We start from the raw sequence: 25,041 nt of genomic DNA, 5'->3' as shown, positions 1-25,041 counted from the left end.
AATTAGATTGTTAAGAAAAATGTTTATAATAAAACCAAACGATGTCTCGTTATACTTAGTAGAATGGTAATTTTGAATGATTATTAAAAAATATATGAAATGCGTAAAATAACAGCTTTTTTATTTTTAAATGTATTGGTTTCTGGAGCTACGATTTCGGCACAGCAAACTGCTATTTATACCAACCAACTTTCTGAATTTGATAGAGCTACAGATTTATATAATGATAAACAATATTTAGCAGCTCAGATTTTATTCGAAAAAGTGCAACAAAATAATAAAGAACAAGAAGTTCAAGCTGATTGCGCTTATTATATAGCCAATTGTGCAATTCGTTTAAATCAATCTGGTGCTGATAAATTGATGGAAGATTTTGTTGCAAATTACCCAACAAGTACAAAACAAAATCAAGCTTACATTGGTGTTGCGACCTTCTATTTTGAAAACGGAAACTATCCACAAGCATTAGAGTATTTTAATAAAGTTGACGAAAGCGCCTTGACTTATGATGAATTAGAGCGTTATAATTTTCAAAAAGGATATGCTTTTTTTACAGCAAAAAATAAAAAAGAGGCTACAGCTTATTTTAATAAAGTTGCTAATTCTAAAGAATATGGTTCACAAGCCAAATATTACTTAGGATTTATGGCTTATGAAGGTGATGATTACAAAGAAGCAACTAAGTATTTTGATCAGGTTTCTGGTGAAGAGAAATACAAAGAAAAGATGTCTTACTTTCAAGCTGATATGAATTTTAAACTTGGAAATTTCCAAAAAGCAATCGATTTAGGAAAAGCTGCCATGGCAAAATCATCGGCTGTTGAAAAATCGGAATTGAATAAAATTATTGGAGAAAGTTATTTCAATTTGAAAAAGTATGATGAAGCATTGCCTTATTTGAAAGAATATAACGGTAAAAAAGGAAAGTGGAGTAACACTGATTTTTACCAATTAGGATATACATATTACCAACAAAAAGACTACGAAAACGCTATTTCGCAATTCAATAAGATTATTGATGGAAAGGATTTTGTTGCTCAAAATGCCTACTACCATTTGGGCGAAAGCTACATGAAAACCGACAAGAAGCAACAAGCTTTAAACGCTTTCAAGATTGCATCTGAAATGGATTTTGATAAAAAAATTCAAGAAGACGCCAATTTGAATTATGCTAAAATCAGTTATGAAATTGGAAATTCATATCAATCGGTTCCTGATGCTTTGTCTTCTTTTTTGGCAAAATATCCAAATTCACCTAGCAAAAATGAAATTGAAAACTTATTGATTAACTCGTATATCACTTCTAAAAATTACAAAGAAGCGCTAACTTTGTTGGAAAAAAATAAAAATCCAGAAAACAGATTGGCGTATCAAAAAGTAACTTTTTATAGAGGTTTAGAATTATACACAGACGGAAATTATCAAGAAGCTCAAAAGATGTTTGCCAAATCGTTGAAAGAACAAAAAGATGCAAAATTTTCAGCAAGAGCTACTTTCTGGAAAGCAGAAACCGAATTTACTTTAGATAATTTTAATGAAGCATTGTTAAGTTTCAAACAATTTGAAGGAATGGCTGAAGCTAAAAACACACCTGAATTTAAAAATGTAAATTACAATATCGCTTATTGTTATTTCAAACAAAAGGAATATGACCAAGCTGGAAATTATTTTCAAGCACAAATTGACGCTGTAAAAGACGATAAAATCCGATTGAATGATTCTTATTTGAGGCTTGGAGACAGCCGTTTTGTAACTTCCAAATATTGGCCAGCAATGGATGCTTACAATAAAGCGATTGAATTAAAAAGTGTTGACGCTGATTATGCTGCCTTTCAAAAAGCAATTTCTTATGGTTTTGTAAGTAAAAATGATAAGAAAATTGAAGACTTCAATAAGTTTTTGTCAACTTTCAAAACCTCTCAATATCGTGATGATGCCTTATTTGAATTAGGAAATACTTATGTAGCTGATAATAAAACTGATTTAGCAATTAAAACTTACGACCAATTATTGTCAGAGTTTAAAAATGGTTCTTATTCATCAAAAGCGGTTTTACGTCAAGGATTGATTTATTACAATGCTAATAAAGATAATGAAGCTATTGCGAAGTTCAAAAAAGTAGCTGCCGATTATCCAAGAACTCCTGAAGCATTAGAAGCGGTTTCTACTGCAAGATTGATTTATGTAGATAATGGTAAAGTAGAAGAGTATGCTACTTGGGTTAGAACTTTAGATTTTGTGGAAGTTTCCGATGCTGAATTAGATAACGATACTTATGAAGCTGCTGAAAAACAGTATTTACAAAATAACACCAAACAAGCCATCGCAACTTTAAGTAGTTATGTGGCTAATTTTCCAAAAGGAATTCATGCTTTGAAAGCCAATTTCTATTTAGCTCAATCTTATTATGCAGATGGTTTGGAAACAAATTCAATTCCAAATTATGAGTATGTAATTGCACAATCAAAAAGCGAATTTACAGAACAATCGTTAGCTCGTTTATGTGAAATTCATTTGAAAAAAGATGATTTTACTAAAGCAATTCCAGTTTTAAAACGATTAGAAACAGAAGCTGATTTTCCACAAAACGTAACTTTTGCTCAAGCGAATTTAATGAGAGCTCATTATTCACAAAAAGATTATCCAAATTCAGTGATTTATGCTGATAAAGTTTTAGCGAATCCAAAAACAGATAATAAAGTAAAAAGTGATGCTCAGATTATTGTAGCTCGTTCAGCAATAAAAGCAAATGACGAAGCCAAAGCAAGAACAGCTTATGCTAATTTATTGAAAATTGCTAAAGGAGAATTAGCAGCTGAGGCATTGTTTTATGATGCTTATTTCAAAAATAAAGATGGAAAATTTGCTGAATCTAATAAAGTGGTTCAAAAAATTGCTAAAGACTATTCGGGTTACAAATATTTTGGAGCTAAAGGTTTAGTGGTAATGGCGAAAAATTATTACGGATTGAAAGATAGTTTCCAAGCAACAGCAATTTTAGAAAGTGTAATAGAAAATTTTGCAGAATTCACCGATGTTGTTGAAGAAGCTAAAACAGAATTGAATACTATTAAATCAGAGGAAAGTAAAACGAATTCTTCTATTGAAAAATAAACTTTGTTTAAACTCTGTGCAATAAAAAATGAAAAAAATGAAAATCAATTTCCAATATAAAATCGCAATAGTAACTGTTCTTTTAGGAACTCAAATCACTTTTGCTCAAAAGAAAGACGAAAACATCGGAACAGAAGTTGTTAACGTTGTAAAACCATACACACCAACTATTTCAGATGCTTTTAAAGTGAAAGAAACACCATCTTTAGAAGACGATGATAATTCTAAAAAAGAGAATATTCAGTACAATATTTTCTCTTTCCCAGTAGCTTCAACATTTACACCTTCTAAAGGAAAAGCAGCTGGAGTTGATAAAGGAAAGCAAGAAAAATTGTATAGTAATTACGCTACTTTAGCAGCAGGAAACTACGGAAATATCAATGCCGAATTGTTTGTAACACAAACATTAGAAAGTGGTGATTATGTGGGAGCAATGCTACGTCATCTTTCCTCTCAAGGCGGAATTAAAGATTTGGATTTAGATGATAAATTTTCAAACTCTTCAATAGATTTAACTTACGGAAGTAAATCTAGAAATCTATCTTGGAATGCAGATTTGGGTTATCAACATCAAATGTATAATTGGTATGGCTTGAATCCATTATTTTATGAAAATTTTATTCCTGCCGATAAGGATGCTTTTATTAACGGAATCGATTCTAAACAAACCTATCAAACCATTTCACTTGGTGGAAGATTAGCGCTTGGAGAAAGTGTTTTGAAAGAGGCAACAATCAAATTCAATCGTTTTTCAGATGCTTTTTCTTCTGGAGAAAATCGTTTAGTAGCAAAACCATCTCTTGGATTTGATGTCATGGATGAAAAGATAAAAGTAGATTTTGTTTTTGATTACATCAATGGTAAGTTTGACAAAGATTATAATGGAATAACTGAGTTGAAATATGGTTACACCAACGTAGGAATGAAACCAAGTTTCCAAATCAATAAAGATGATTTATCTGTAAATTTAGGTGTTGGATTCTTTTACAGCATGGCAACAGAATCTGGAAAAAATAAATTCTTTATCTATCCAAATATTACAGCATCTTACAAAGTGGTTGGCGATTTAATGGTAGCTTATGCTGGAGCAGAAGGTGCTTTAAAACAAAATTCTTATCAAGAATTCGTACAAGAAAATTTCTTCGTTTCACCAACATTAGGAATTGGACCAACCGATCAAAAATTTGACATTTATGTTGGATTAAAAGGTAAATTAGCAAATACTATAGGATACAACATTCGTGGTTCATTGATGAATGAAGGAGGTAAACCAATGTTTATTAGCAATCAAATCCCATTTTCAAACAATAACAAAAATGGATATACCTACGGAAATTCATTTAATGTAGTTTATGACGATGTTAAAACAGTGAGTTTTTATGGTGAATTAAAAGCAGATTTCTCTAAAAATGTATCTTTTGGTGTTAACGGAACTTTTAGCAGTTACACAACTGATATTCAGGAAGAAGCTTGGAATTTACCTGCTTTGAAATTAGGAGCAAATTTAGATTTCAATATTACTGACAAATGGTATGCTGGAACAAGTGTTTTCTTTGTTGGAGAACGAAAAGATCTTAAGTTTGTACAAACAGCTTTAGCAATTTTTCCACCAACATATACTACAGAAACAACAACACTTGATAGCTATTTCGATTTGAATGCTCATATTGGATTCAAATACAATGAAAGATTAACCTTTTTCTTAAAAGGAAATAATTTAGCTAACCAAAGTTACCAAAGATGGATAAACTATCCAGTGCAAGGTGTGCAAGGATTATTAGGTGCTAATTATAAATTTGATTTTTAATTTTATTGCCACAAAGCCACGAAGTCACAAAGAAAATTTAAGATTAAGGTTCATTTTCTTTGATATTTTATAAAAATAATTTTTTAAATCTTAATGAATCTTTATATCTCAATGCTTTTAAACTTTTTTTAATTTTTCTAATATTTTTAATAATAAACTTCGTGCCTTTGTGTCTTTGTGGCAAATTATATGAAAAAACAAATCCTTCAACAACACCAACTATTACTTCAAGACAAAATAGATGTATTCCGTGATATGATTTCCGGATTAACAGAAGATGCTCAAAACGATGCTAAAGGTTCAGCTGGTGATAAGCATGAAACGGCTTTGTCAATGATGCACATTGAACAAGAAAAACTCAACCACAAACTAAAAGAAATTCTCGACCAAAAAGCAATTCTTGATAAAATTGACGCTTCAGCAAATCATACTAAAATCGCTTTAGGAAGTTTAGTTCAAGCCAATGGAATGTTATTATTTATAAGCGCGGCTTTACCAAAAATCACTATTGAAGATAAAACCATTATCGCAGTTTCTCCACAATCACCACTTGGAAGTAAGTTGATGGGAAATGAAGTGGGTTTTGAGTTTGAGATTAATTCAACTAGATATAAAATTCAATCAATCCTTTAAAAATCTGCGTAAATCAGTAAAATCCGTTTAATCTGTGGCAAATGAATTACAATCTCTAACACAAAACCACAATTCAAAACAATTTTACTTTATAATTTTCATATAAAATCATTTTTTAGTTTCAATTTATAACTAATTATTCTTTTTTAGTTTTAATATTTGAATTATTGACTCAATTTTGCTTCACAATAAAAAATTAAAAGAAAAGATTATGTGTGGAATTGTATGCGCCTTTGATTTAAAACAAAAATCAGAATCATTAAGACCTCAAGTATTAGAAATGGCAAAAATCATCCGTCATCGCGGACCAGATTGGAGTGGAATTTTTAGTAATGATAAAGCTATTTTAGCTCACGAAAGACTAGCAATTGTAGATCCTGCTTCTGGCAAACAACCTTTGTTTAGTCAAGATAAAAGTTTGGTTCTTGCTGCTAATGGTGAAATTTATAACCATAGAGAATTACGCAAGCAATTTGAAGGCAAATATCAGTTTCAAACTGAAAGCGATTGCGAAGTAATTCTTGCATTATACAAAGAAAAAGGAGTTCATTTTATTGAGGAAATGAACGGAATCTTCGGATTTGCCATTTATGATGTTGAAAAAGACGAATATTTCATTGCTCGCGACCACATGGGAATTATTCCTTTGTACATTGGTTGGGATCAACACGGAACATTTTATGTTGCTTCAGAATTAAAAGCTTTAGAAGGATATTGCACTAAAATAGAATTATTTCCACCAGGACATTATATGTCAAGCAAAGATGGCGAATTCATAAAATGGTACAACAGAGAATGGACAGAATATGATGCAGTAAAAGATAATGCAACGAGTATAGAAGAAATTAAAACTGCTTTAGAAGCAGCTGTTCACCGTCAATTGATGAGCGATGTTCCATACGGAGTCTTGCTTTCAGGTGGTTTAGATTCGTCAATTACATCGGCTGTAGCCAAAAAATATTCACAAAAACGTATTGAATCAGGCGACACTGTTGATGCTTGGTATCCTCAATTACATTCCTTTGCAGTTGGTTTAGAAGGTTCACCAGATTTAGCAGCAGCTCAAAAAGTTGCCAATCATTTAGGAACAATTCACCACGAAATTAAATTCACTATTCAAGAAGGTTTAGACGCCGTTCGCGACGTGATTTATAATCTTGAGACTTATGATGTTACTACAATTCGTGCTTCAACACCAATGTATTTAATGGCAAGAGTTATTAAATCTATGGGAATCAAAATGGTGCTTTCTGGCGAAGGTTCAGATGAGTTATTTGGAGGTTATTTGTATTTTCACAAAGCTCCAAATGCAAGAGAATTCCACGAAGAAACAGTACGTAAATTAAGCAAATTACACATGTATGATTGCTTGCGAGCTAATAAAAGTTTAGCCGCTTGGGGAATTGAAGGACGAGTACCATTTTTAGATAAAGAATTTATGGATGTTGCAATGCGTATCAACCCACAAGACAAAATGATTAACGGAGAACGCATGGAAAAATGGGTTTTGCGTAAAGCATTCGAAGACATGTTGCCAGCAAGTGTGGCTTGGCGTCAAAAAGAACAATTCAGCGATGGGGTAGGTTACAGTTGGATTGACACTTTAAAAGAAATCGTTGGAAAAGAAATTTCCGATGAGCAATTGGCGAATGCAAAATTCAAATTCCCAATCCAAACACCAACATCTAAAGAAGAATATTATTATCGTTCACTTTTCACAGAGCATTTCCCAAGTGATACAGCGGCACTTTGTGTTCCACAAGAAGCAAGCGTTGCTTGTAGTACCAAAATCGCATTAGAATGGGATGAAGCTTTTAAAAATATGAATGATCCATCAGGAAGAGCCGTGGCTAATGTTCACGATGACGCCTATGTAAAAGCATAAAGTCAAGCGTAGTTTCTTGACTTTAGATTGAAGTTTAGTTTGTTTGTTTAAAACGCTTGTCATTTATGATAGGCGTTTTTGTTTAAAACAAATTTGTCGTTCCGAAGGAATCTGGAGCGAATGGTCAGTTATTTATCAGTAATCCATATTCCTGCCACAGAAACTCGCTTTTTTCTAATGTTGATTGAGGTTCTCGAAATCAACATTAGAAAAAGAGCTCAAACAATTTCAGTATCAGGGCTAGCTAGCATTTGTCAGTATATCAATCAATTATAAAAACCATTTTTGTTAAAACTTCAAAAAATCGTTTTAAATCAATTAAAATTTATTAAAAGATAAATGTTAATAACTTCTACGACAAAATGCTTTAAAATGCTTTAAAATCATCTTAATAATTATATATTTGCGTGTTAGACAAAAATCATACATACGATATAATTTATTATGAGCGACGAAATTAAAAAAAATAGCTATTCAGCCGACAGTATTCAGGCATTAGAAGGAATGGAGCACGTAAGAATGCGTCCATCTATGTACATTGGAGATACTGGCGTTAGAGGTTTACACCATTTAGTTTATGAAGTAGTAGATAACTCAATCGATGAGGCTTTAGCAGGTCATTGTGATACTATTGGAGTTTTTATAAACGAAGATAATTCAGTTTCTGTTGAAGATAACGGTCGTGGTATTCCAGTGGATATGCACAAAAAAGAAGGTGTTTCTGCTCTTGAAGTAGTAATGACCAAAATTGGTGCCGGTGGAAAATTCGATAAAGATTCTTATAAAGTATCTGGTGGACTTCACGGTGTTGGGGTTTCTTGTGTTAACGCACTTTCTGATAATTTAAAAGCAACCGTTTTTAGAGACGGAAAAATATACGAGCAAGAATACGAAAGAGGAAAAGCAATGTATCCTGTAAAGCAAGTTGGTACAACCGACAAACGCGGTACAATGGTTACTTTTCATCCTGACAAAACTATCTTTACTCAAACAATAGAGTATAACTATGATACTTTAGCAGCTCGTATGCGTGAGTTGTCTTTCCTTAACAAAGGAATTACAATTACATTAACTGACAAACGTCGTACAAAAGATAACGGTGAATATGAAGGAGAAGTTTTTCATTCAAAAGAAGGATTGAAGGAATTCGTTAAGTTCTTAGATATGGGTCGTGAGCCAATTATTTCTCACGTAATTAGCATGGAGCACGAAAAAGGAGAAGTTCCTGTAGAAGTGGCTTTAGTTTACAATACTAGTTATTCTGAAAATATCTTTTCTTACGTAAATAATATCAATACTCACGAAGGAGGAACGCATTTACAAGGTTTCCGTATGGGATTAACTCGTACGTTGAAAAAATATGCTGACGCTTCGGGTTTATTAGATAAATTAAAATTCGAAATTGCTGGTGATGATTTCCGTGAAGGATTGACCGCTATTATTTCGGTTAAAGTTTCTGAACCACAATTTGAAGGTCAAACTAAAACCAAATTAGGAAATAGAGAAGTAGTTTCTCCAGTTTCTCAAGCGGTTTCTGAAATGCTTGAAAATTATTTGGAAGAAAATCCAAACGATGCTAAAATCATTGTTCAAAAAGTTATCCTTGCTGCTCAAGCGCGTCACGCTGCTAAAAAAGCTCGTGAAATGGTACAACGTAAAACCGTTTTAGGTGGTGGAGGTTTACCAGGAAAACTATCTGATTGTTCAGAACAAGATCCAGCAAAATGCGAAGTTTACTTAGTCGAAGGAGATTCGGCAGGTGGAACTGCAAAACAAGGTCGTGATAGAAATTTTCAAGCCATCATGCCTTTAAGAGGTAAGATTTTGAATGTTGAAAAAGCGATGCACCACAAAGTTTTTGAAAACGAAGAAATCAGAAATATCTTTACTGCTCTTGGTGTAACTATCGGAACAGAAGAAGATTCTAAAGCTTTAAATTTAGAAAAGTTAAGATACCACAAAGTAATTATCATGTGTGATGCCGATGTCGATGGTAGTCACATTGCTACTTTGATTCTTACGTTCTTCTTCCGTTTTATGCGTGAATTGATTGAAGGCGGACACGTTTATATTGCTGCACCACCTTTATATTTAGTTAAAAAAGGTAACAAAAAAGAATACGCTTGGAATGATGATCAACGTGATGCTGCTAATGAAAGAATGGGTGGAAGTGCAGGAATCCAACGTTATAAAGGTCTTGGAGAAATGAATGCAGAGCAATTGTGGGAAACTACAATGGATCCAAATTTCAGAACTTTACGTCAAGTTACTATTGATAATTTAACTGAGGCAGATAGAGTATTCTCAATGTTGATGGGTGATGAAGTTCCACCAAGAAGAGAATTTATCGAGAAGAATGCTGTTTACGCAAACATCGATGCGTAATAAGTTTTTAAAATATGTAATGATAGGGATTTGTCTGATTTTTTCGGGCAAATCCTTTTCTCAATCTATACAAACGATAGAAGATATTGGTTTGTTTCTAACAGATGCAACATTTTACTCTGAAAAATATATTACTCCAGCCACTGATGCTGCTGTATATCAAGCATCTTCCAATTGGATGACTTCTCCAAAAAAGAGAAAATTGTATGATGTAACTTTGAGTTTGCATGGAAATTTGTTTTTTGTACCAAAAAGAGACAGAAGCTTTGAAATTAAAAACTCTGATTTTTCTTTTTTTACCATAGAAAATAATTCTTCAGCAACAGTTCCAACTGCTTTAGGTAGTGATTCACAATACTATTTAATTGGAGAAATTGACAATAACCAAGTTCGTATTGAAACTCCAAAAGGAGTCAATCAAGAAACTATTTTTTATCCTTATTTGCAAGGTTCAATCTCGCTTTGGAAAGGATTTGAAGCTGTCGTTAAATTTTCTTCAAAAGTCAAATTAAAACGTGGAGATTATCAAGTATACGGATTTGGATTAAAACATAATTTTAGTCAGTACTTCAAATCGTTAGAATCTAAAAAGATACATTTAGCTGGATTAGTAGCTTACTCTAAAGAAGAAATAAGTTTTGGTTTTTTAGACACTTACACTAATTATGGTAATTTAGGTATTAATGAGATTACAGGAGAAGTTGATACATGGCAGTTTCAGCTGAGTGCATCTAAAGAATGGAAGAGATTTGAATTAATGACAAGTTTTATTGCTAATCAAAGTGATTTTAAATACTATTTATCTGGACCAAAAGGTGAAATAGAAAATGTTATTCCGGTGCAATATATTTTGAACGAAAAGCTAAAAGATATTTACAAATCAAAATTTAATACTATTGGAGAAATCTCAGGTAGATATCAATTTAGCAAAATTTATGTTCAAACTTCATTTGCTTTTGGTAAATTTGTAAACACAAACTTATCCGTACAATACGAATTTTAATTTTTATCAATATAAATAAACACACAATACAATGAAAGTTACCATAGTAGGAGCAGGAAACGTAGGAGCTACATGCGCAGACGCTATTGCTTACAGAAGAATTGCGAGTGAAATCGTATTATTAGACATTAGAGAAGGATTTGCAGAAGGAAAAGCTTTAGACATTATGCAAACACAAACAACTTTAGGATTCAACACAAAGGTTTCTGGAAGTACAAATGACTATTCAAAAACTGCAGGAAGTGATGTAGTAGTTATTACATCTGGAATTCCAAGAAAACCTGGAATGACTCGTGAAGAGTTAATCGGAATTAATGCAGGAATTGTAAAAGGAGTGGCTGAAAATTTATTAGCACATTCACCAAATGCAATTGTAGTTGTAGTTTCTAATCCAATGGATACAATGACTTATTTGACATTAAAAGCTACAGGTTTACCAAAAAACAGAATTATTGGAATGGGAGGAACTTTAGATAGTTCACGTTTCAAAACTTATTTATCTTTAGCCTTAGACAAACCAGCTAACGATATCCAAGGAATGGTTATTGGTGGTCACGGAGATACTACTATGATTCCTTTAACAAGATTGGCATCTTACAACGGAGTACCAGTTTCAGAATTTTTATCAGCTGATGAATTAGCTAAAGTATCTGCAGATACAATGGTGGGTGGAGCAACTCTTACAGCTTTATTGGGAACTTCTGCATGGTATGCACCAGGAGCTTCTGTAGCATTTTTAGTTGATTCTATCTTAAACGATCAAAAGAAAATGATTCCTTGTTCAGTAATGTTAGAAGGTGAATATGGACAAAGCGATATCTGTATCGGAGTGCCATGTATCATCGGAAGAAATGGTATTGAAAAAATTGTAAACATTGAATTAAACGAAGAAGAAAAAGCAAAATTTGCTAAGAGTGCAGATGCAGTTAGAGCAATGAATGGTGATTTGAAATCGATTTTATCATAAATTAAAATACAATAGATTAAAAAGACTGCATTTTTGCAGTCTTTTTTTTGATATTAATGTGTAAATAATTTGTTAATCTTTAGGTTAATTATATATTTGCACGTTTCAAAAAACGTGTACAAAAGTATTTTTATTGATTTACATTGAAAATCAATGTCTTACTTTATATTTACTTGTTTTTTTTAACCCAACAAACAAAAATTAATTAATTTTTAGTAATAATGCAGAATAAAGGACTTATTAAATTTTTCGCAATTCTATTTGCACTGGTAAGTATTTACCAACTTTCTTTCACATTTGTATCTAACGGTGTTCAAAATGACGCTAAAGCATTTGCAAAAGGAAACCAAGATAAAGAAATAGAATATCTAAACGATATTAAAAACAAAAAGGTTTTTAGTATGTTTGGTCTTGTTGATTACACTTATGATGAGGTAGTCGGTAAACAAATCAACAAAGGTCTTGACCTTGAAGGAGGAATCAACGTTATTCTTCAAATTTCGGTTAAAGATGTTTTGAAAGGTCTTTCTAACAATTCTAAAAATGCCGTTTTCAATAAAGCATTAGAAGATGCAAAGGTTAATCAACAAGGAAATCAATCTTATTTAGATGCTTTCTTTGTGGCTTTTGATGCTATCAAAGGTGATACAAAATTAGCTTCTCCAGATATTTTTGCAAACAAAAATTTATCTGACGAAATCAATTTTAAAATGTCTGATGATGAAACTAAAAAAGTTATCAGAAGAAAAGTTGATGAATCAGTTGAATCTGCTTTTGGCGTATTAAGAAAGCGTATTGATAAATTTGGTGTTACTCAACCAAACATTGCTAAACTTGGACAAACAGGAAGAATTCTTGTTGAATTACCAGGTGCTAAAGATGTTGACCGTATCAAAAAATTATTACAATCAACAGCTCAATTAGAATTTTGGGAAACTTACAAAATTGATGAAGTAGGTGGTTTCTTAATGGCTGCAAACGACGCTTTGAAAGCTACTGAAAAGAATGCAACATCTCCAGAAGTAAAGACTGTAACAAACGATTCTATTAAAGATATGTTAGCTAATAAAGCTAATGATTCTGTTGCTTCTAAAAAAGGAAGTAATCCTATATTAGATAAATTTGTAGGTCAAGGTGGTGGACCAATTTTAGGTATTGTTTCAGTAAAAGATACAGCTAAAATTAACTCTTATTTAAAAAGAGCAGATATTCGTTCTTTATTACCAGCTGACAAACGTTTTGCAAAATTTGTTTGGGGTAAACCAACTATTACTAAAGACGAAAAAACTAAAGCTGATATTGAAACTTTTGAACTTTATGCTTTAAAAGGAAATAAAGATGATGTTGCACCTTTAAGTGGTGGAGTTATCACTGATGCAAGAGATACTTTTGATCAATTAGGTAAGCCAGCTGTTTCTATGCAAATGAATGGTCAAGGTGCTAAAGTATGGGAGCAATTAACAGGAAATGCATTTACAACTAAAGGTTATATCGCTATTGCACTTGATGATGTAGTTTATTCTGCTCCAGGTGTTTCTACAGGACCAATTGCAGGTGGTAGATCAGAAATTTCAGGAAATTTTGATGTTACAGAAACTAAAGATTTAGCGAATGTATTAAGAGCTGGTAAATTACCTGCTGCTGCTGAAATTGTTCAATCAGAAGTTGTTGGACCATCATTAGGAGAGAAAGCTATTCATGCTGGATTCATTTCTTCTATTGTAGGTTTCTTATTAGTTTGTTTATGGATGGTATTCTACTATGGTAGAGCTGGATGGTATGCAAATATTGCATTGTTAGTTAACTTACTTTTCTTATTCGGAATTTTAGCAAGTTTAGGTGCTGTATTAACATTGCCAGGTATTGCTGGTATCGTTTTAACACTAGGTACTGCTGTAGATGCAAACATCATTATATATGAGAGAGCAAAAGAAGAATTGCGTGAAGGAAAAACTTTAGGTGATGCAGTAATTGCATCTTACGGTTGGAAAGGAGCAATGCGTTCAATTATCGATGCAAACGTTACTCACGTATTAACTGGAGCTATCTTATTTATTTTCGGTACAGGACCTATTCAAGGTTTTGCTACTACTTTATTAATTGGTATAGTAACTTCTTTATTTACTTCAATCTTTATTGCAAGAATCTTTATTGATAAAGATATTGCTAATAATAGAAGTTTAACATTCACAACGCCATTAACTAAAAATTGGTTTACAGGTTTCCACTTTGATTTTATTGGAGTTAAAAAATGGACTTACTTGTTCTCTTCTGTAGTTGTAGTAGTGAGTTTAGTTTCAATCTTCTTTTTAAATGGTCTTGACGAAGGTGTTGATTTTGTTGGAGGAAGAACCTTTCAAGTAAAATTTGAAAAAGCAGTAGAACCAACTCTAGTTTCTGAAGAATTATCTAAAGAATTTGGAACTGCAGTTGAAGCAAAAGTATTTGGTGATGATGATCAATTAAAATTGACTACTAAATATAAAATCAAAGAAGAAAGTGCTAACGTAGATGAAGAAGTAAATAAAAAGTTATACAAAGTTTTAGGTAAATATTATACTAATACTTCATATGAAAACTTCATCAATTCTTATGATGGTAAACAATTAGGAGTTTTACAAGCTTCTAAAGTTGGAGCAGCTATCTCTGCAGATATCAAAACAAACTCTTTCTGGGCTGTTATTGGTGCAATGCTAGTTGTTGGACTTTACTTAGTAATTTCATTCCGTAAATGGCAGTATTCATTAGGAGCTATCGCTGCTGTATTACATGACGTTATCTTTGTATTAGGATTGTACTCATTATTATATAAAGTGATGCCTTTCCACATGGAAATGGATCAGCACTTCATTGCAGCAATCTTAACTGTTATTGGATATTCTATGAACGATACAGTAATTGTATTTGATAGAATTAGAGAGTTCTTAGCTGGAAATGTTAAAGGTACTTTCAAAGAAGTAGTAAATGCTTCTATTAATACTACATTATCAAGAACATTGAATACGTCTTTAACCATGATTTTAGTATTGTTAATCATGTTTATTTTCGGAGGTGAGTCTATTAGAGGATTTATCTTCGCAATGCTTGTTGGTATTGTTGTAGGAACATATTCATCTTTATTTATTGCAACACCAGTTTTAGTTGACTCAATGAATAAGAAAGATATTAAAGAAATTGAAGAGCGTCACCATTCATAAGTGAATTGTTTGTAAATATAAAAGCTACCTTGATTGAGGTAGCTTTTTTTATTGAATACAGTTTGATATTTAGTCTTGGTTCAATGTATTAGTTCTCAAATAAGTTTAAGTTCTATCATTGTAAAAGCCATTTTTATTTTATCCAACCAACTTTTCTTTTCCAAAGGTTGAATTCTTTTTCTCTTTCATGAAGATTTTTTGGAACCCTTTGGTTTTCGTTTTCTGCTTGTAATCTTATGATTTTCGTTTGTTCTTCAAGAGTATTGAGTCCAATTTTTAATCTTCTGACGTTAACTTGCAAAAGATCATCATAGTCATTTGGACTTAACGCTCCATTTTTGTCCCAATCGAATTGAGTTCCGTATAATTGAGGCATTCCCTCTAGAACACTTATTCTATCCATTAAACTTGCTAAATTCTTCTCATAAACTTTATTTTCAATAGCTACATTTTCTAATAGTTTTAGACACTTTTTCATGAATTCAGGTTTACTTATAGAATGTTGAATAATCAACCAAGCTGATTCACTAGCCTCAATTCCGACTTTTTCAATGGTTGGAAAACCAATTTCGTCAATAATTTCATTTAGTTTTTCTGCATTTTTTATATGAAGAGTTTCCATTTCATTGTTGTAACCTTCAGATAGCTTTTTTTCTTTAATAAGTTTCTCTCGAAACTTTAAATCAGCATCTTTTAATTCAATTATCAATTTAGCAATTTTTGGAAAATTCATTTTGTAGATAAATTTAAGTTTCTGATGAGCTAAAATAGAAACTAATTGTTTTTTTTAATCAGTTATTAAAACTATTTTGATTGTAAAAAAAAAGAGAACCATGTTAGTTCTCTTCTTATATATTGATATAAAATTTTAAATTTTTATATCATCAGGAAGAGGTTCTTCTGCCATAAACAAATAATATAAACCTACTAAAATAAAAGGAACACTTAGCCATTGTCCTGTTGTAAATAGTCCAAGAGCACTCTCGAAACCACCTTGACTTTCTTTTACATACTCTACCACAAAACGTACGGTCCATAAAAGGATTAGAAAAATTCCAAAAATTAAACCATGTTTCCTTGGAGTATCTGTTTTCCAATACAAGAATAATAAAATAAAAAATACAAAAATATAGGCAAAAGCTTCATAAAGTTGTGCTGGATGTTTTAAAGGAACTTCAGCAAGTAGGTTTGCAAATTTTGGATTGTTTACAATAGCATCATAAGCTAAATCTGGATTTGCAATCTGAGTTTGATTCATGGCATCTTGAGGAGAAAAGTAATCTCGAACAAATTTAATTCCAAAAGTTTCATTGGTAGTTGTTTTTCCAACAATTTCAGAATTAAAAAAGTTACCTAATCTTACAAAAATAGCACCACAAGCTACTGGTATCACAACTCTATCTAAAACCCAAAGTAAAGGTTTGTTTACTACTTTTTTGCTGTAAAAGTACATTACAATTATTATTGAAATTGCAGCTCCATGGCTTGCTAATCCTGCAAAACCTGTAAATTGAAATTCTGGTTCAAACTTAAAAGGAAGCAATATTTCAAGTGGATGATTTCTAAAGTATTCCCAATCATAAAAAAATACATGTCCTAAACGTGCACCAAACAAAGTAGCTAAAACTGTCCATACGAAAAGAGTGTCTAATTTATCTAAAGGTTCTTTTTCGTTTATAAAAATCTTTTTCATGATGTACCAACCTAATCCAAATGCAATTACAAACATTAAGCTGTAAAACCTCAAATTAAGTGAGCCAATGTGTATTCCTTCTGACGGATTCCAAATCATTTTTTGTATTTTTTAATATGAATTTTATCAAAAATAGTAATTTTAAAATTACTTAATTCTAAAATTATGTTATTTATGAGTACATTTTTTTTCAGGGACAGGGTCATAACCAGTTTTTCCCCATGGATGACAACTTAAAATTCTTTTAATTCCTAAATAAGATCCTTTTATCAATCCATGAATTTTTAATGCTTCAAGAAAATAACTGGAACATGTAGGTTCAAATCGACAAGTTGAAGGAGTGAATGGTGATATAGCTTCTTGATAAAACCGAATAAGTAGAACAAGAGGAAAAATAATTATTTTTTTCACCATTTGAAATTTGATTATACACTAAAGGATGTTCCTTCTTTTCCGTCTTTTAGTTGAATGCCGAGTGCTAATAATTTATCTCTAATTTCATCTGAAAGTGACCAGTTCTTATTAGCTCTTGCTTCATTTCGCATTTCAATTAGCATTTCGACAACTCCTTCTAATTTTTCTCCGTTATTTCCGGAAGTTTTTTCATTTCTAATACCTAAAACTTCGAAAGTAAATTCCTCTAAAGTCTTTTTTAGCAGTTCTAAATCAGATGAAGTTATTGATTCTCTTTTATCATTAAGTAAATTTACAAAACGTACTCCTTCAAAAAGTTGAGCGATTAAAATAGGAGTATTGAAATCATCATTCATTGCATCATAACAACTTTGACTCCAAGAAGAAATATCTAAAGTAGAAGAGTGACTTGTTTGAATATCGTTCAAAAGTTGAAGACCTTCCATTAATCTGCTAAAACCTTTTTCACTTGCAACCATTGCATCGTTAGAAATATCTAAAACGCTTCTGTAATGAGCTTGTAAAAAGCAAAAACGAACTACATTTGGGTGAAAAGGTTTTTCAAAAAAGTTATTTCCACCTTCAATCAGTTCCATTGGAAGAATATAATTTCCAGTAGATTTACTCATTCTTAATCCATTCATAGTTAGCATGTTTGTATGCATCCAATGTCTAACAGGCGAAACTCCGTTGCAAGCTTTTCCTTGTGCAATTTCACATTCGTGATGAGGAAATTTCAAATCCATTCCACCACCATGAATATCAAATTGTTCTCCTAAATATTTAGTACTCATTGCTGTACACTCAAGATGCCAACCAGGAAAACCTTCTCCCCAAGGTGAATTCCATCGCATAATGTGGGCAGGAGTGGCATGTTTCCACAAAGCAAAATCTTGAGGATTTTTTTTCTCGTTTTGACCATCCAAATCACGAGTGTTTGCTAGTAATTCTTCAACATTTCGGTTGTTTAATTCACCATAATTCAAACCTCTTTTGTTATACTCTAAAACGTCAAAATAAACCGATCCATTGCTTTCATAAGCGAATCCTTCATCTATTAATTTTTGAGTTAATTCTATTTGTTCAAGTATATGACCAGTTGCTGTTGGTTCAATATTTGGAGGAAGAAAATTGAATAAATCCAATACTTTGTGAAAATCAACAGTATATTTTTGAACCACTTCCATGGGTTCTAATTTTTCTAATCTTGATTGTTTTACAAACCTATCATTTTCAATATCGCCATCATCTGTTAAATGTCCAGCATCAGTAATGTTTCTAACATAACGAACTTTATAATCTAAATGTAAAAGGTATCTGTAAATAACATCAAAACTCATAAAAGTTCTAACATTGCCTAGATGAACATTGCTATATACTGTTGGTCCACAAACATACATTCCAATAGTGCCATCTGTTATTGGAGTGAAAATTTCTTTTTCTCCAGAAAGAGAATTATAAATTTTAAGTGTTTGATTTTTATGAAGTTGCATATTATATTTATTGTTTTATTGATAAGTAAATGATTAGAAATCTAGAAATTTGTGTCTAATTTTATGTAATCTAAAAATTCTCTTCTAACTATATCATCTTTAAACTTTCCTCCAAATTCAGCAGTTACAGTACTACTCTCAATATCTCTTATTCCACGAGAATTTACACAAAGATGTTTCGCATCAATAATACAGGCTACATTTTCAGTATTTAAAACTTTTTGAAGTTCTTTAACAATTTGGATAGTTAACCTTTCTTGAACTTGAGGTCTTTTAGCAAAATAATCAACAACTCTATTCATTTTAGACAAACCAACAACTGTTCCATTTGAAATATAAGCAATATGAGCTCTGCCTACTATTGGTAGTAGGTGATGTTCACAAGTTGAATAGACAGTTATGTTTTTTTCAACTAGCATTTCGTTGTATTTGTATTTGTTGTCAAATGTAGACGAACTTGGTTTTTTATTTGGATTCAAACCACCAAATATCTCCTTAACAAACATTTTTGCCACACGATTGGGTGTGCCTTTTAGACTATCATCGGTTAGATCCATACCAAGAGTGAAAAGTATATTTTCAACATCTTTTTTTATTAATTCGATTTTCTCATCATCAGTTTTCTCAAACGCATCTTTTCTTAAAGGTGTTTGTTCATTTGTGGCAATATGATTGTTTCCGATTTCGTCGGTAAATTCTTCGTTATGGGTCATTTTTTAATAAGATTTTTTTAGCAAATTTTAATTGCAAAGATAAATATTATTGAATTATAATTGGCAATGGAAACTCTATTTTTAAAAATTAGAAATTTTAAGATAAATTTTGGTTAAATTTATGTATATTTCGCTCCTAAAAATGTATTGCGCAATGAAAAAAAATACTCTAATTCTATTGTTAAGTTGTCTGTTTATCAATCTAATAACAGCTCAAAATTTATTAGTTAATGGTAATTTTGAATCAGGTGGAGTAGGTGTAGGATTTAACATCAATAGTACTGGATATAATTATATAGCAACTCCAACTAGTTCGACGTCTCCAGGTGATTATTCGTTTGGATCCAATCCTCAACCTTATAATACGTCTAATTTTATAAGTGGTTTTGATCATACAACTGGTCTTGCTACAGGAAAAATGATGATTATTGATGGTAGTACAGATGGAGGAAATCCAAGTTTTTGGAAAGCTGGTAATTCTGGAGGTGGTGTTTGTGGATTAACTGTTGGAGCGACATATACTTTTCGTTATTGGGTTAAAACAATTTCAACAAATGTTACAGGTGCATCAACACAACCAGATATTAGAGTAGTTTTTAATAATGCAACGGTTTTAACCTCTCCAACTAGTTTTTTAGCCCCTTTGCCTGCTACTGGATGGGAAATGAGAACCTATACTTTTACACCAACGAATGCTTGTGTAAATATTGAGTTAAGAAATTTTAATGTAAATACAGTTGGCAATGATTTTGCGATAGATGATTTGTCTTTAACACCACCATCATCACCATTATTAATTACTTACTCTGCTTTAAATACATCATGTCCTTCATCTTCAGATGGATCTGTAGCAATTTATGCCGCTGGAGGTTCACAGCCTTACACAAGTTATTCAATTTCAGGTCCTGTTTCACAAATAAATGCTTTAGGAATTTTTACAGGTTTACCTGCAGGTACATACACAATATCAGTAACAGATAGTGCTTCTATAACAGTTAGTCAATCAAACGTTGTTATTGCTAATCCAGTAAACCCTTTAGTAGTTTCTTCTAATACAAGTATTTGTAATGGAAGCAACACAACATTATCCGTTAGTGGAGGTTCAACCTATACTTGGACAGCATCACCAGCTGATCCATCATTGACAACACCAAATAGTGCAACACCTGCAGTTAGTCCTTCAGCAACAACTACATATACAGTAACTTCATCAATAACTTCACCTAGAAGCTTAATTGTTAATGGAGATTTTTCGCAAGGAAATAGTGGTTTTGGTACTGATTATCAATATCTAGCATCAGCACCAGTAACAGGAGTTCAGAAGGCTTATGGAATAGTTGCAAGGCCAAATTTATGGTTTGCACCTTTTTCAAATTGTCCTGATCATACTACAGGAACTGGAAATATGATGGTTGTTGATGGTTCAAATTTAAATGCTGGAAATGACAGGTTATGGAGTCAAACGGTTCCAGTTTTACCAGGTCAAAATCATACATTCAGTTATTGGATTCAAACAGTTGCAACACCAAATCCTGCTCAAATAGAAGTTCTAATAAATGGAGTGTCACAAGGAATCGGATTGGCTCCAGCTATTGCAACATGTGGAAATTGGACTCAATACTCATATGTTTGGAATTCAGGTGCAAGTAATACGGCACAAATCGTAATGTATGATAGAACTACTTCTGTTGCAGGAAATGATTTTGCAATTGATGATATTTCATTTACTACAAATGCTACTTGTTCTGTTACACAGTCAGTTACTGTTACGGTGAATAGTGTACCAACTGTTGTTGTAAATAGTCCTGAAGTTTGTTTTGGTTCATCTGCAAATATTATTGCTACACCTTCACCTGCTGGTCCTACATATACTTATGCATGGACTGTGCCATCTGGTGCAACAAACCCAGGAAATGTTTCAAGTTTTAATACAACTGTTTCAGGGGTTTATAGTGTAGTAATTACAAATAATATTACAAACTGTTCAAGTCAAAGTTCATCTGGAACGGCTACGATACATTCACTTCCAACTGTTACAGTTAGTAATATTACTACATGTGTTTCTCAAGTGACTGCTATTCCAGGATTGCCGGGAATTTATTCTTACGTTTGGACTGTACCTCTAGGTGTTACTAATCCAGGAAATGTTCCTAGTTTTACTACAACAACTTCAGGAACTTATACAGTTGTCATAACAAATACGATAACAAATTGTGTTAGTTCTCAAATTGCTACAAATGTAAACATTATTCCAATTGCTCTAAATTTACCAAATAATTTAATTGTTTGTAATGGAACTTTAATACCATCGTTAAATTTTACTACAAACTATCCACCTAATCTTCCAACTTTTGAAGGTGCTAATATATCATGGACAAACAATAATCCTTTGTTAGCAATTGGAAGTGCTGGTCAAGGAAATTTAACTAATGTACTTGCAACTAATACAACTTCTGCTCCAATTGTAGCAACTATAACAGTTACTGCTTCTTTGAGTGGATGTACAGATGTTACAAATAGTTTTACCATTACGATAAACCCATCACCATCAGTATTGGTTAACAGCCCTGTTAAATGTACCGGTGATACAGCTCCGGTTTTAATTCAAGCCACACCTTCAGTTGCTGGAACTTATAACTATGCTTGGACTGTTCCTGCAGGAGTTCCTGCACCTGGTAATGTACCTAGTTTTAATAGTGCAATTGCTGGAAATTATACAGTTGTAATTACTAATACAACGACTGGATGTGTAAGTCAACCATCAACAGGAACACTGACATACATAACTAATTGTTGCCCTGATGAGATTACAATTGATGCCCCAAATCCTGTTTTATGTAATGCATCTAGTTGTACGACTATTACAGCATCATATATAGATATTAAAGATACGACTTCTTACACTGTAGCATCTATTCCTTATGCGCCTTTAGTTCCTTTAGGTAATGCTGGAACTTCATTGTGTAACGTTGATGATGCTTATTCAGCTGTAACACCTATACCATTTGATTTTAGTTTTTATGGTAGTTGTTTTGATTCTTTTCAATTAAGTACTAATACTTATTTGACCTTTACTACAAATAATGCAAATTGTACTGGTGGAAGCCCATGGGCATTTACACAAGCTATACCTGCCTTATTTGGTGCTAATGTAGAATATCAAAACTCTATTTATTTTCCAATGAATGATACCAATCCTGCTGTGGCTACTCCAGCAGCCACTCCTATTGATGTAAGGTACATTGTAGATGGGGTAGCTCCTTGTAGAAAATTAATTGTGAATATAAAAAATATGCCATTGTTTTCATGTGGAACTGCGCAAGGTTTACAAGAGAGTCAATTAGTTTTATATGAATCAACAAATATTATCGATGTTTATGTAAAAAGTAGAACTGTTTGTGCAGGATGGAATAGTGGAAGTGGCGTTATTGGATTAACTGGTCAAACAGCAGCAGAAGGAATTGCGGCACCAGGAAGAAATACAGGTACTTGGACTGCAACAAATGAAGCATGGAGATTTTCTCCATCAGGCCCTTCATTAACTGCTTTCAGATGGTTACAAAACGGAAATCCAATAGGCACAACTCCAACTATTTCTGTTTGTCCAACGGTTACGACCACATATACCGCAGAGGTTAGATATACTCAATGTAATGTACCTGGCCCACCATCAACTATTGTTAGAACTGTTACAGAACCTGTTACTATCGAGGTTTTCCCAGATGATACTTTGACTCCTAATTCAATTACAAATTGTATTCCAAATAATGTATTTAATTTAACATCAAATGAACCAACTGTTCTAGGAGGTTTAATAGGTACAGGAGCTTATGATGTTTATTATTATACAAACCAAGCTGATGCTGAAAATGCTGCAGCAAATAGTATTGCTAATCCAGCTGCTTATATTTTAGCATCAGGTACAAGTCAAACTATCTATATGAGTTTAATTAGTACTACTAATCCTTGTATTAGAGTTAAATCTTTCAATATCATTTTGGATGATTGTTCGACATGTCCAACCATAACAAACCCATCTGCAACTCAAACACTATGTTTGAATTCAGATCCAACACCATTTACAGTAAATACTACATTTACTGCTGCTAACAGTATAAGTTATGTGTATTTTACTACTCCACAAGTTGGAACAAATATGTACACTGGAGGTACTTTACTTGCAAATGTTACACCTAATGCTGGTGGAATTGCAACTTATGACGCACCAGTTTTAGGAAGTGCAGGTTCTTTACCAAATGCTTTGGGTACTTATTATGTATATGCTATTGCAAACCCTGCACCTTCAGATGTAACTTGTAGACCATTTCAATTAATTCAAGTAATTGTTAATACATCACCTAATGCTGGAACTGATGGAAATACAACAATTTGTGAAACATCAATTGCTACTATAAATCTATCAAGTTTAATTACTGGCGAGCAAGCTGGAGGAACTTGGTCACAAACTGGTGGAACAGGTGGAGTATTCAATGCAGCTTCAGGAACCTACACGCCTGCTATTGGAGCTACAACAAGTACTTTTAATTATACTTTAACTGGAGTAGCACCTTGTACTGGTGATTTTAGTATAGCAACAGTAAACATAAACCCTCAACCAAATGCTGGTACTGATGGGGCTTTAAATGTATGTTTAGGAGATACAACATCTATAGATTTATATTCAATTATTACTAGTGAACAAACAGGAGGTACTTGGGTAAGAACATCAGGTACAGGAGGAACTTTTAATGCTCTTGCTGGAACTTTCATACCATCTGCTACAACTACAAATAGTACTTTTACATATACTTTACTAGGTACTGCACCATGTATTGATGATTCAAGTATTGCTACAATTAATTTCATTACCCAACCAACCGCAGGTATCGATGGTAGTTTAAATATTTGTGGCAGTAGTTCTACACCTATTAATTTATTTAGTTTGATTACAGGCGAGAGTTCAGGTGGGGTTTGGACACAGACTTCAGGAACAGGCGGAACTTTCAATGCAGGATCAGCAACTTTCACTCCATCAGCAGGAACCACTTCAAGTACTTTTACATATACCGTTACAGGAGCTGCGCCATGTGGACCTGATTCTAGTATTGCTTCTGTAAATATTACGGCACAATTGGATGCGGGGATTGATGGTTCTTTAACTGTTTGTGAGACATCAGGTATTATAGATTTATATAGTGTTATTACAAGCGAACAATCTGGTGGATCATGGACAAGAACAGGTGGAACAGGCGGAACGTTTGATTCCGTAAATGGGACTTTTACACCATCTGTTGGATCAACAACAAGTACTTTCCTTTATACATTATCAGGAACCGCACCATGTATTAGTGATTCAAGTGTAGCTACAATTACCATTAATGCACAACCAGTTGCAGGAGTAGATGGCGGTATTACGATTTGTGAGACATCAACAACAGCAATTACTTTATCTACATTAATTACAGGAGAGCAAATAGGTGGAACTTGGACAAGAACAGGTGGAACAGGAGGATCTTTTAATGCAGCAGCAGGAATATTTACCCCAGCTTTAGGAGCAACTACAAGTACTTTTACTTATACTTTAACAGGAACTGCGCCTTGCATTAATGACACGAGTGTGGCTACAGTTACCATCAACGCACAGCCAGTTGCAGGATTAGATGGAGCTACCACAGTTTGTGAAACATTAGCTACTGCTATTAATTTAGCAACATTAATTACAGCAGAGCAATCAGGT

General features: G+C 32.7%; 14 protein-coding genes. 9 read left to right on the top strand and 5 right to left on the bottom strand.

Going from position 1 to position 25,041, the window contains the following annotated elements; all coding sequences use genetic code 11:
• The first annotated feature begins 99 nt into the window (after nt 1-99).
• The 8 genes from ABD771_RS06220 (at nt 100) to secDF (ending at nt 14,991) form a co-directional block, all read left to right on the top strand.
• Complete coding sequence (locus ABD771_RS06220; protein ID WP_345092196.1) at nt 100-3,114, top strand: tetratricopeptide repeat protein; 3,015 nt, start codon at nt 100-102, stop codon at nt 3,112-3,114.
• A gap of 37 nt (nt 3,115-3,151) precedes the next feature.
• Entirely contained in the window at nt 3,152-4,921 is a 1,770-nt protein-coding gene (locus ABD771_RS06215; RefSeq protein ID WP_345092193.1) for a TonB-dependent receptor, read from the top strand.
• Nucleotides 4,922-5,110: 189 nt separating this feature from the next.
• A complete protein-coding gene (locus ABD771_RS06210) occupies nt 5,111-5,554 on the top strand; it encodes a hypothetical protein (RefSeq protein WP_344816000.1) in 444 nt (147 codons plus the stop codon).
• Between the two features lie 211 nt (nt 5,555-5,765).
• The gene (gene asnB / locus ABD771_RS06205; RefSeq protein ID WP_345092190.1) at nt 5,766-7,439 is read left to right on the top strand and encodes an asparagine synthase B; all 1,674 of its coding nucleotides are present in this window, start codon (nt 5,766-5,768) and stop codon (nt 7,437-7,439) included.
• A 444-nt stretch (nt 7,440-7,883) separates the two neighbouring features.
• Nucleotides 7,884-9,824 carry a DNA topoisomerase (ATP-hydrolyzing) subunit B gene (gene gyrB / locus ABD771_RS06200; RefSeq protein WP_345092187.1) on the top strand — a complete coding sequence of 647 codons (1,941 nt, stop codon included), beginning with the start codon at nt 7,884-7,886 and terminating at the stop codon, nt 9,822-9,824.
• The gene (locus tag ABD771_RS06195) at nt 9,760-10,827 is read left to right on the top strand and encodes a DUF6588 family protein (RefSeq protein WP_345092184.1); all 1,068 of its coding nucleotides are present in this window, start codon (nt 9,760-9,762) and stop codon (nt 10,825-10,827) included. Before gyrB ends, ABD771_RS06195 begins: the two co-directional genes overlap by 65 nt.
• A 31-nt stretch (nt 10,828-10,858) precedes the next feature.
• The gene (mdh, locus tag ABD771_RS06190; protein WP_298302043.1) at nt 10,859-11,794 is read left to right on the top strand and encodes a malate dehydrogenase; all 936 of its coding nucleotides are present in this window, start codon (nt 10,859-10,861) and stop codon (nt 11,792-11,794) included.
• 221 nt (nt 11,795-12,015) lie between these two features.
• Nucleotides 12,016-14,991: a protein translocase subunit SecDF gene (secDF, locus tag ABD771_RS06185; RefSeq protein ID WP_345092181.1), complete on the top strand. Its 2,976-nt coding sequence runs from the start codon at nt 12,016-12,018 to the stop codon at nt 14,989-14,991.
• A gap of 133 nt (nt 14,992-15,124) precedes the next feature.
• Here secDF and ABD771_RS06180 read toward each other — a convergent pair whose 3' ends face one another.
• From ABD771_RS06180 to folE, 5 genes are all read right to left on the bottom strand, one after another.
• Nucleotides 15,125-15,724, bottom strand: a complete 600-nt coding sequence (locus tag ABD771_RS06180; RefSeq protein WP_345092178.1) for a DUF6624 domain-containing protein — start codon at nt 15,722-15,724, stop codon at nt 15,125-15,127.
• Nucleotides 15,725-15,859: 135 nt separating this feature from the next.
• Nucleotides 15,860-16,783, bottom strand: coding sequence for a prolipoprotein diacylglyceryl transferase (lgt, locus tag ABD771_RS06175; RefSeq protein WP_298302051.1), 924 nt, complete (start codon nt 16,781-16,783; stop codon nt 15,860-15,862).
• A 69-nt stretch (nt 16,784-16,852) separates the two neighbouring features.
• Complete coding sequence (gene yidD / locus ABD771_RS06170) at nt 16,853-17,098, bottom strand: membrane protein insertion efficiency factor YidD (RefSeq protein ID WP_345092173.1); 246 nt, start codon at nt 17,096-17,098, stop codon at nt 16,853-16,855.
• An 11-nt stretch (nt 17,099-17,109) separates the two neighbouring features.
• Nucleotides 17,110-18,591, bottom strand: a complete 1,482-nt coding sequence (gene cysS, locus ABD771_RS06165; protein WP_345092170.1) for a cysteine--tRNA ligase — start codon at nt 18,589-18,591, stop codon at nt 17,110-17,112.
• Nucleotides 18,592-18,632: 41 nt separating this feature from the next.
• Complete coding sequence (folE, locus tag ABD771_RS06160; RefSeq protein ID WP_345092167.1) at nt 18,633-19,304, bottom strand: GTP cyclohydrolase I FolE; 672 nt, start codon at nt 19,302-19,304, stop codon at nt 18,633-18,635.
• 154 nt (nt 19,305-19,458) lie between these two features.
• Here folE and ABD771_RS06155 point away from each other — a divergent pair.
• The coding region (locus ABD771_RS06155; RefSeq protein ID WP_425556451.1) for a beta strand repeat-containing protein at nt 19,459-25,041 on the top strand (5,583 nt) is incomplete at its 3' end.

The sequence above is a fragment of the Flavobacterium chungnamense genome (assembly GCF_039539165.1).
In the GTDB taxonomy this organism is placed as follows: Bacteria; Bacteroidota; Bacteroidia; order Flavobacteriales; family Flavobacteriaceae; genus Flavobacterium; species Flavobacterium chungnamense.
This window is presented reverse-complemented; position numbering and strand designations above follow the sequence as displayed.

Bases quoted from the DNA above. Each gene is read 5' to 3' on its own strand.
- ABD771_RS06195 (WP_345092184.1), top strand. From the start codon at position 9,760: ATGAAGTTCCACCAAGAAGAGAATTTATCGAGAAGAATGCTGTTTACG.
- lgt (WP_298302051.1), bottom strand. From the start codon at position 16,783: ATGATTTGGAATCCGTCAGAAGGAATACACATTGGCTCACTTAATTTG.
- ABD771_RS06215 (WP_345092193.1), top strand. From the start codon at position 3,152: ATGAAAATCAATTTCCAATATAAAATCGCAATAGTAACTGTTCTTTTA.
- secDF (WP_345092181.1), top strand. From the start codon at position 12,016: ATGCAGAATAAAGGACTTATTAAATTTTTCGCAATTCTATTTGCACTG.
- mdh (WP_298302043.1), top strand. From the start codon at position 10,859: ATGAAAGTTACCATAGTAGGAGCAGGAAACGTAGGAGCTACATGCGCA.
- ABD771_RS06210 (WP_344816000.1), top strand. From the start codon at position 5,111: ATGAAAAAACAAATCCTTCAACAACACCAACTATTACTTCAAGACAAA.
- gyrB (WP_345092187.1), top strand. From the start codon at position 7,884: ATGAGCGACGAAATTAAAAAAAATAGCTATTCAGCCGACAGTATTCAG.
- cysS (WP_345092170.1), bottom strand. From the start codon at position 18,591: ATGCAACTTCATAAAAATCAAACACTTAAAATTTATAATTCTCTTTCT.
- folE (WP_345092167.1), bottom strand. From the start codon at position 19,304: ATGACCCATAACGAAGAATTTACCGACGAAATCGGAAACAATCATATT.
- yidD (WP_345092173.1), bottom strand. From the start codon at position 17,098: ATGGTGAAAAAAATAATTATTTTTCCTCTTGTTCTACTTATTCGGTTT.
- ABD771_RS06180 (WP_345092178.1), bottom strand. From the start codon at position 15,724: ATGAATTTTCCAAAAATTGCTAAATTGATAATTGAATTAAAAGATGCT.
- asnB (WP_345092190.1), top strand. From the start codon at position 5,766: ATGTGTGGAATTGTATGCGCCTTTGATTTAAAACAAAAATCAGAATCA.
- ABD771_RS06220 (WP_345092196.1), top strand. From the start codon at position 100: ATGCGTAAAATAACAGCTTTTTTATTTTTAAATGTATTGGTTTCTGGA.